Below are 8304 nucleotides of genomic sequence, written 5' to 3' on the forward strand. Positions count from 1 at the left end.
TCCTGCTCTAGCCAAACCTGCCACAGTGCGGGATACGCGCGAAACACGGCGGCGTTCTCTAGCGGACGAATCGAGTAGCAGGGCTGGAACTGGTTCAGGAATCGCTCCCGGAGTTGCCGTCCGGCATAGCCAATGCCGATGGTTGCTACATCCTCTAGCCGGGGGTTAAAGAACACCACTGGGCGATCGCCCGCCTGCTGACACAGCGCCTCGACCTTCCCCACCTCCACCGAAGACGGCTGAATAAAGAGAATCAGCGTTTCCTCCGGCTGAATCTCGGTTTTTACATCCTCAATGCCACGAACCGCGTAGGGAACCTCGCCCCAGTCGCGCCGGGCCAGGGCAGCCGCCCCTGCATCGGGGAAAAACACCCGTAGCCTGCTGCCCCGTTCTGCAAAACCCGCCACAAACGCCTTCGCCACAGGCATCACAGGCAATTCGGGAAACAATAGCTCTACCTGAAGGCGAGTCAGCCCATCGGCGATCGCGGCTTCGGTCGATTGCACTGCCTGGGCGATCGCCTCATCTAGAGAATCTGGAAGCTGGGTCATAGGTTGCTTTAGAAACAAGTCGGTTGCTTTAGAAACAAGTTCAGATCAACGCAGGGACGATCCAGCGAATCAAAGCCAATCAAAGCCGATCCAAGCCAATCAATAAAATGAACATATATGAAAATTCACAAAATCGTTGGCAGAAGCCCCAGTGTATAGCGAAAGCGATGGCAAGTGGTAGCCAGCGGACGGTGAAAGATCTGTCCCTGTCCCGTCCCGAAATCTCTCCTAAGCTGATGAAAAGGTAACTGAAGGGATAAGCATTCTCCGTCTGGCGACAGTTTTATTGAGTCTTAAGGCTTCTTTAAGATTTACGTGGTGGAGGATGTGTGCGCCAAGGCTATTCAACGCAATCGGTTTGTAGGATGGCTGGAACCCAGTTCTAGCAGGACGTGCGGCTGGAATAGCCAGGCGGATTTTTGCTGCGATCGCACGAAAACAAGTACCCACTTGTGAACTTCTGTGACGTGGGAGATTCCTCCAGTGATGTGGGAACGCTTAAAGTATGCAACGCTCAATCACCAGATAGGCACCAGATAGGCACCAGATAGGCAATTGTTTTCTGCCCTAGAACCGCTAGACCGTCGCAGTTCCAGTGTTGGCCACAGGTTGCCGAATGCGGTCTGGTGAATTCTCCCTCGGTGACGTTATTCCCTGACGTTTCTCCATTCGTCTGCTAAACCCCTAGTTCTTTTAGCTGTTTGCCGACCTATGACTTCCAGATCTTTCTTCTCCTCCGTTCTCTGGCATTACCTGAATCAGCGTGTATTCGATCGGAATAGTCCTATTATCTTAGACATTCATCGATTCTCACGCTTTTATCGAGTGCAGCATCTAGAGCGATGCCTTTGTCGGCAATATCAGCCAGAAGAGCGCTATCGAAACCAGGGTTAGGATAGGCTCTAGCACTCTTTTTTCCAGGCTTCGCACCAGGAAAAAGCGTCCCTTCAGTCAGCCTAAAAGCACATCTTGGAGTGTAAAATCCTCTCAAGCATCGGTAAGAACTTGTAGAGATTATCGGTTGCCCTGAAAGCAGATTTTTGGATGGCCGATCGCGATGGCTAGAACACGGCGATCGCGGGCATAGTTGCATGACTAGTGAAGTCATTATAGTTTTGAAGATGCGCTTGGGCGTGGGAGGGTGACTCTCACGCCTTCGTTTTTTCCAGTCCTAGTCTTTACAAAAGACTTTCAAAAGGCTCTCAACACAACTGAAATGCTGAATCTGGACTCGTCTCTAGCACAACATCGGCAGCAGTTTCCAGCATTGTCTACCCAGTCCTATTTCAACTATGGCGGACAGGGCCCGATGCCACAGGGGGCGATCGCCGCAATTTCGTCTGGGCATGAATATATGCAGACCCACGGGCCATTTTCCAATACGGTCAATGGCTGGGCCCATCAGCAAATGCAGCAGGTGCGGGGGGCGATCGCCGCTGAACTCCAGATTTCTCCCACCACGCTCACGCTGACTGAAAATGTCACCGTCGGCTGCAACATTGCCCTGTGGGGGCTGGACTGGCAGGCAGGCGACCACATCTTGCTGTCGGACTGTGAGCATCCCGGCGTGGTGGGCATTGTGCGGGAACTGGCCCGACGGTTTGACCTGGCAGTGTCGATCTGCCCGCTGCTGTCCACCCTCAATGATGGCGATCCGGTGCAGGCGATCGCCCAACACCTCCGCCCCGAAACGCGACTGGTTGTGATCAGCCACATTTTGTGGAACACGGGTCAGGTGTTGCCACTGGCAGAGATTGTGGCCCTGTGTCATGGCTATGCAGGGCGGCGCGGGCAGGTGCGCGTGCTGGTGGATGCGGCGCAGTCCGTCGGTGTGTTGCCGCTGGACTTGGGGGCGATCGCCGCTGATTTTTACGCCTTTACGGGACACAAGTGGCTGTGCGGCCCAGCAGGGATAGGAGGGCTATACGTTTCACCCAACGCGCTGACCGACCTGCATCCCACCTTCATCGGCTGGCGCGGCGTGACAAAAGATGCACAGGGCAATCCCACCGGCTGGCTGCCAGACGGGCGACGGTTTGAAGTGGCGACTTCGGATGTTCCCCTGTATGGAGCGATGAGTGAGGCGATCGCCACTCATCAACGCTGGGGCAGCGCTGCTGATCGCTATCGTCGCATCTGTCATCTCAGTCGGCTCCTGTGGGAAGGGCTGGCCAAATTGCCGCAGGTTTCCTGCCTGCGGACTGCTCCCCCAGAAGCAGGTCTGGTTTCGTTCCAGCTTGCAGATGGTGGCCATGCTCAGGCAGTTCAGACTTTGGAGCAAAATGGATTCCTGCTGAGAACGCTGCTGTATCCGGATTGCATTCGCGCCTGCGTTCACTATTTCACGCTAGAGTCGGAAATTGAGCGGCTGTTAGGGGCGATCGCCCATCTAGTTCGCTAATTCCCAAGCTTATTCCCAAGGGATCTATTACAAATGCTGTAGTTCAGTCCGGGGGCACACCAGCCAGAATAGAGGGCGTGCTATTCTAGCCATGCTCCAGTTCCAATGCCCCAGAGCCTCGAAATTGCTCGATTTCCCGGAGATTTGCCATGCAGCAGAATCGTCCTCTGCGTGCCCTGTTATTGACCATTGCCCTGCTTTTGGTCGTTAGTGTCGCCTTTCTCTACAGCGTTAGCCGTCCCCATCCGCGCTATGCCCACAGTCAGATACTCCACCCGCCTGCGCTGAGTCAGGTGGAATCGAGCGGGTCGGCGCTGACCGCAGAGGCACTCATGGAAGGAGCGGTGGCAGGTGGACGGGCCCGGGGTGGCGGATTTGGGTCGTCGCCTGCCCCTTCTGCGCCTCGCCCCATGCCGCGATCGCCCTCCAGCGGCGGCTACTATCCCACGCCCATTCCGGGGCCCGTGTTTGTGCCGATTCCCGACTATGGCTATCGCCCATCGCCAACGGTGGTCGTGCCTGTGGGCGGCGGCGGGTTTGACCTGGGCTTTGTGTTTATTCTGGCGATCATCGGGTTTGCGCTGCTGCCTGTGGTGCTGAACTATGTGCGGGCAGGATCGAGCGGCAGCAGCACGGCCGCCCCAGCCGGGTCAACCCGTGAGCTATACAACGACATCGTAACGGTGTCCCAAATTCAAATCGGGCTGCTGGCGGGGGCACGGGACTTGCAGCGAGACCTAAATGCGCTGGCGCAACAGGCCAACTGGGGCAATCAGGAGAGCTTGTCAGAACTGCTGCGAGAAACAGTGCTGGCGCTGCTGCGATCGCCCGAATATTGGACGCACGTTCGCGCCACCTCTCAAACCGTCCAGAGCCGAGAAGCGGGGTCGCGCCTGTTTGAGCAACTGTCGCTGGCTGAGCGGAGTAAACTGAGCGCCGAAACGCTGGTGAACATTGGCGGGCGCGTGCGCCAGCAGGCCACGTCCCAGCCGCTTGATAGCGATCCCGCTGCCTATATCGTGGTGACGCTGCTGGTGGGCACCGCAGACGATCGCCCCCTGTTTGGCGAAATCCGCTCGACCGAAGCCCTAGCGGCTGCGCTACGCCGCCTGGGCAGCCTGCCGCCCAGTTATGTGCTGATCTATGAGTTGCTATGGGCCCCGCAGGACGAGTCTTCGAGTCTCAGCCGCGATGAACTTCTGGCTAGCTATCCCGATCTGATGCAGATTTAGGAGGGAGATAAGGCGGTAACAAGACAATGGCAGAAACGGCGATCGCCCACCCGAACGCTTAGGCTAGGTTAGCCGAGCGGAAAAACTGGGAAACGGGGTTGAAGCTGGGTTCTAAGATTACATCGCTCGACAAAGAATCAGCCCTGATTTGTCAAGCAATTTCCAAAGTTTGACGGTTTCTAATGTTACCTAGAATACAAAATGCGATCGCCCAATTTGGCAAGGAAAAACTTTCTGTAACATCTTCATAAGCCCTACTGATAGAGGACTGTAGCCAATGCAAGGCAAGCCCGACCCAACTCCTAGAGTCTGATAAAAACAAAGTGGCATTGTACTCATAGCACCCATTAGGAATTTTTGGCAAAAGATATATACGTTTTGCTGACATGCTACTGCCATTTACTAATAGATCGGCTATGATGACAGCGAAGTAGCGTTCGATTAATGGAAGACTAAGGCGTGTCAGCATTGGCTGTTGCGGGTTTATCCATCGAACGAGCCCCCCCGCGTTATTAGGTTTGGAGAGGATTGTGACTATTTACGTTGGAAACCTGTCTTTTCAGGCTACCGAAGAAGATTTGCGTGAAGTGTTTGCTGAGTATGGGAAGGTGAGTCGCGTTAGCTTGCCGACCGACCGCGAAACTGGCAGAAAAAGAGGTTTTGCTTTTGTAGAAATGGAAGACGAGGAGCAGGAAGACAAGGCGATCGCCGATCTGGACGGTGCTGAGTGGCTCGGTCGTGAGATTCGAGTCAACAAGGCCAAGCCTCGCGAAGGCGGCGGTGGCGGTGGCGGACGACCCCGCAACGGTGGAATGTAGGTTCTTCTAGTTCTTAATTCTCTCTATACCTATAGATGGGTTTTCAACTTCAGGTCTTCTGGAGTTTTTTCATAGGTGTAGTCTGTTTCCGTCAGCCTTGAGCTTTGAGTCTTTGGCTTTGGGCCCTTGAAAGATTTGGGCACTGGTTTGCTGCACTGGCTTCAGACACCTTTGCCAAGAGGCTATTCCCCGTCCGGAGAAGACTCTGTCGGCAACTTGAATTCGAGCTTGGTTTCATGAGTGTTTCATAGGTATAGCTTGCTGCGTGGTATCGGCCATGCAGCATTTTTTTTGCCGGGCTTAACCCACGCCTTGGCGTTGCTCGTTTGCCATTCGCCATTTCCTCGCTGCACCCCCCCGGAGGCTAGAATCAAGACACCCTGAATGGTTCGGGTGCAATTTTTGCCACTTCGGCTCAATTCTCCGCTGCTGTCTCTCTTGCACTGGCTGCCATGACGCGATCGCGCTTGTTGCTCATCATTCTTGCCCTCTTGATAGGGCTGGGGTTTGCGCTGTGGCTGGTCACGTCGCTGACGCAGCTTTATACCCAGCTTGCGGCAGTGTCGGCGACGTTGGCAAATCTGGTGGTGGGGAGCGTGGTAGTGTTGCTGGTGGGGCTGCTGGTGGCGCTGGGCTATTATGCTTACCTATTCTTGCGGCCGGCAAAAACGGGGCGATCGCACGTCAAAGTGCCCCTCGACCGCACCGAAGCTGCCGAAGTAAACCTGCAAGCCGTGCAGCAACAAGTCGAGCAGATTCAGGATGAGGTGACTCGTCAGGCGCTGATCGACCGCTCTCGCGAAATCGCGCAAAATATGGCGCGGGGCGAATTTCGGGTGGTGGTCTTTGGGACAGGATCTGCGGGTAAAACGTCGCTGGTCAACGCAATTTTGGGGCTGGGCGTGGGGGAGGTCGGGGCAGCAATGGGCACTACGACCCAGGAAAAGACGGCTCGATTTTTGCTGCGGGGGGTCGATCGAGAAATTTGGATCACCGACACCCCAGGCATTTTGGAAGCCGGCATCGCCGGCACGGCGCGTGAACAGCAAGCGCGACAACTGGCAGCCAGCGCCGACCTGCTGCTGTTTGTCATCGACGGCGACCTGCGCCGATCGGAATATGACCCGCTGCGATCGCTCTCCAGCATTGGCAAGCGGTCGATCCTGGTGTTGAACAAAGCAGATTTGTACAGCGATGCAGATTTGCAGGCGATTTTGCAGCAGTTGCGCGATCGCCTCCAGTCGGTGCTGTCGCCTGCCGATATCGTAGCGGTGGCCGCTAGCCCGCAGCCGTTTACCCTGCCCAACGGCGAACGAGTGCAGCCCCAGCCTGATATTTTGCCGCTGCTGCGCCGTCTGTCGGCCGTGCTGCGCGAAGAGGGCGAAGACCTGATTGCCGACAATATCCTGCTGCAATCTCAGCAGTTGGGCGACGAAGCCCGCCAGATTCTCGACCAGCAGCGGCTGCGCCAGGCAGAAAAAGTGGTGGAACGCTTCCAGTGGATTAGTGCAGGAGTGGTGTCGGTCACGCCGTTGCCAATGGTGGATTTGCTGGCCGCCGCCGCTGTCAACGCGCAAATGGTGGTGGAACTAGGTCGGGTCTATGGCTGTGAGATGAATCTTGACCAGGGCAAAGAACTGGCGCGATCGCTCGCCAAAACGCTCATCAGCTTGGGCGTGGTGCGGGGCGCAGTGGAAATTTTTTCGCTGGCGCTGCAAACCAACGCCGGAACCTTTGTCATTGGCCGCGCCATCCAGGGAGCGACCGCCGCCTACCTGACTCGCATCGCAGGCAAAAGCTTTATCGAATACTTTCGCCGCAACCAGACCTGGGGCGACGGCGGCATCAGCGAAGTCGTGCAGGAACAGTTTCAGCTTAACCGCCGCGACGAGTTTATGAAGGGCTTCGTCAAAGAGGCGATCGCCCGCGTGGTAGAGCCGCTGCAAAGCAAGGAGGGCTAGATCCCTGCAAAGCAGTCAACCCCTACCGATCAAGCGAACCCTCACTCCCCCACTCCTGCGTAGCTCGATGCTTGCAGCCGAAACATCTGGGCATACTTCCCGCCCATCTCCATCAGTTCTGCATGGCTACCTAGTTCCGCAATTTGCCCATGCTCTAGCACCACAATCCGGTCGGCCATGCGGACGGTGGAAAAGCGGTGGCTAACCAGGAAGGTCATTTTGTCCTGCGTCAGCTGGCGGAAGCGCTGGAAAAGATCATATTCGGCGATCGCATCCAGCGCCGCTGTCGGCTCATCCAGGATCAGGATTTGAGCAGGAGTCATGAATGCTCTAGCCAGTCCCAGTTTTTGCCATTGCCCGCCCGAAAGCTCCGCGCTATCGGAAAAGGTTTTACCCAAAATCGTTTCATAGCCCCGGTCGAGGGCAGCAATCACGCCCGTCGCGCCTGCGTTTTGGGCGGCTCGTTCAATCTGGGCCAGGTCATCGCGGTGGCGCAAGTCGCCAAAGCCGATATTGTCTTGCACGCTCAGGTGATAGCGCGAAAAGTCCTGAAACACCACACCCACATTCCGCCGCAGATCTTCCAGGTCGAAGGCAGTCAGCGGAATGCCGTCAATCGTGATTTCCCCCGATTCCACATCATAAAAGCGGGTCAGCAGCTTTAGCAGCGTTGTCTTGCCAGCGCCGTTCATGCCCACCAGCGCAATGCTCTCCCCTGGCTTCACGGTCAGATTAATGCGGTGCAGCGTGGGTTCACTCGCGCCGGGATAGCGAAAGCTCACGTCCCTTAATTCCAGCCCCCGACGCATTGGATTGGGAAACGCAATCGGGTCTAATGGACTCACAACCTGGGGCTGCAAGTTCAGAAATTCAAAATATTGGGATACGTATAGATTGAATTCATAAATCAATGCGATTTGGAACAAAATGCCCTGGATCAGGCCCTGCGCCTGCTGAAACGCACCCGAGTACATGGTCAGATCGCCCAGAGAAATCGCACCCTGAACCGTCCGCACAATGACCCAGGCGTAGGCGGCGTAAAAGCCTGAATTGGCAATCAGCCCCACGCCAAAGCGGAGCCACGCATTTCGCGCCAGCACTTCGGCCATTTCCCGGTTGAACTGGAGACGAATACTTTGCCACTGGCGCAGCAGGTAATCGCCCAAGTTAAACAGGCGCACCTCTTTGACAAATTCCTGCGTGGTCAATACCTGCTGCAAATATTCCGCCAAACGGCCGCTCTCGGTCTGGCGACGCTTCAGCCAAAAGCGCACTCCCGAAAAGCGAATGCCCACCCACAGCGCAGGCATAGAAGTCAGCAGCAGCAGCAACAGCAGCAGC

General features: G+C 56.1%; 6 protein-coding genes. 4 read left to right on the forward strand and 2 right to left on the reverse strand.

The features are described 5' to 3' along the window. The coding region (locus tag IGS51_RS08765) for a DUF1995 family protein (RefSeq protein ID WP_297078052.1) at window positions 1-551 on the reverse strand (551 nt) is incomplete at its 3' end. A gap of 1216 nt (window positions 552-1767) precedes the next feature. On the opposite strand from IGS51_RS08765, the gene IGS51_RS08770 reads away from it, so the two are divergent. The 4 genes from IGS51_RS08770 (at window position 1768) to IGS51_RS08785 (ending at window position 6963) form a co-directional block, all read left to right on the forward strand. Then, window positions 1768-2952: an aminotransferase class V-fold PLP-dependent enzyme gene (locus tag IGS51_RS08770; protein WP_297078053.1), complete on the forward strand. Its 1185-nt coding sequence runs from the start codon at window positions 1768-1770 to the stop codon at window positions 2950-2952. A 149-nt stretch (window positions 2953-3101) separates the two neighbouring features. After that, window positions 3102-4184: a DUF1517 domain-containing protein gene (locus tag IGS51_RS08775; RefSeq protein ID WP_297078054.1), complete on the forward strand. Its 1083-nt coding sequence runs from the start codon at window positions 3102-3104 to the stop codon at window positions 4182-4184. 530 nt (window positions 4185-4714) lie between these two features. Next, the gene (locus IGS51_RS08780) at window positions 4715-5002 is read left to right on the forward strand and encodes an RNA-binding protein (RefSeq protein WP_068508672.1); all 288 of its coding nucleotides are present in this window, start codon (window positions 4715-4717) and stop codon (window positions 5000-5002) included. Between the two features lie 452 nt (window positions 5003-5454). Continuing rightward, window positions 5455-6963 (forward strand): YcjF family protein, encoded by a 1509-nt coding sequence (locus IGS51_RS08785; RefSeq protein WP_297078055.1) that lies wholly within the window; start codon window positions 5455-5457, stop codon window positions 6961-6963. 41 nt (window positions 6964-7004) lie between these two features. On the opposite strand, the gene IGS51_RS08790 is transcribed toward IGS51_RS08785, so the two are convergent. Beyond that, window positions 7005-8304 (reverse strand): ABC transporter ATP-binding protein (locus tag IGS51_RS08790; protein WP_297078056.1); only part of this gene is annotated, 1300 nt, incomplete at its 5' end.

The sequence above is a fragment of the Thermoleptolyngbya sp. M55_K2018_002 genome (assembly GCF_015295965.1).
Lineage (GTDB): Bacteria > Cyanobacteriota > Cyanobacteriia > Elainellales > Elainellaceae > Thermoleptolyngbya > Thermoleptolyngbya sichuanensis.

Coding starts and splice junctions, on each gene's coding strand:
- IGS51_RS08785 (WP_297078055.1), top strand. CDS start 5,455: ATGACGCGATCGCGCTTGTTGCTCATCATTCTTGCCCTCTTGATAGGG.
- IGS51_RS08775 (WP_297078054.1), top strand. CDS start 3,102: ATGCAGCAGAATCGTCCTCTGCGTGCCCTGTTATTGACCATTGCCCTG.
- IGS51_RS08770 (WP_297078053.1), top strand. CDS start 1,768: ATGCTGAATCTGGACTCGTCTCTAGCACAACATCGGCAGCAGTTTCCA.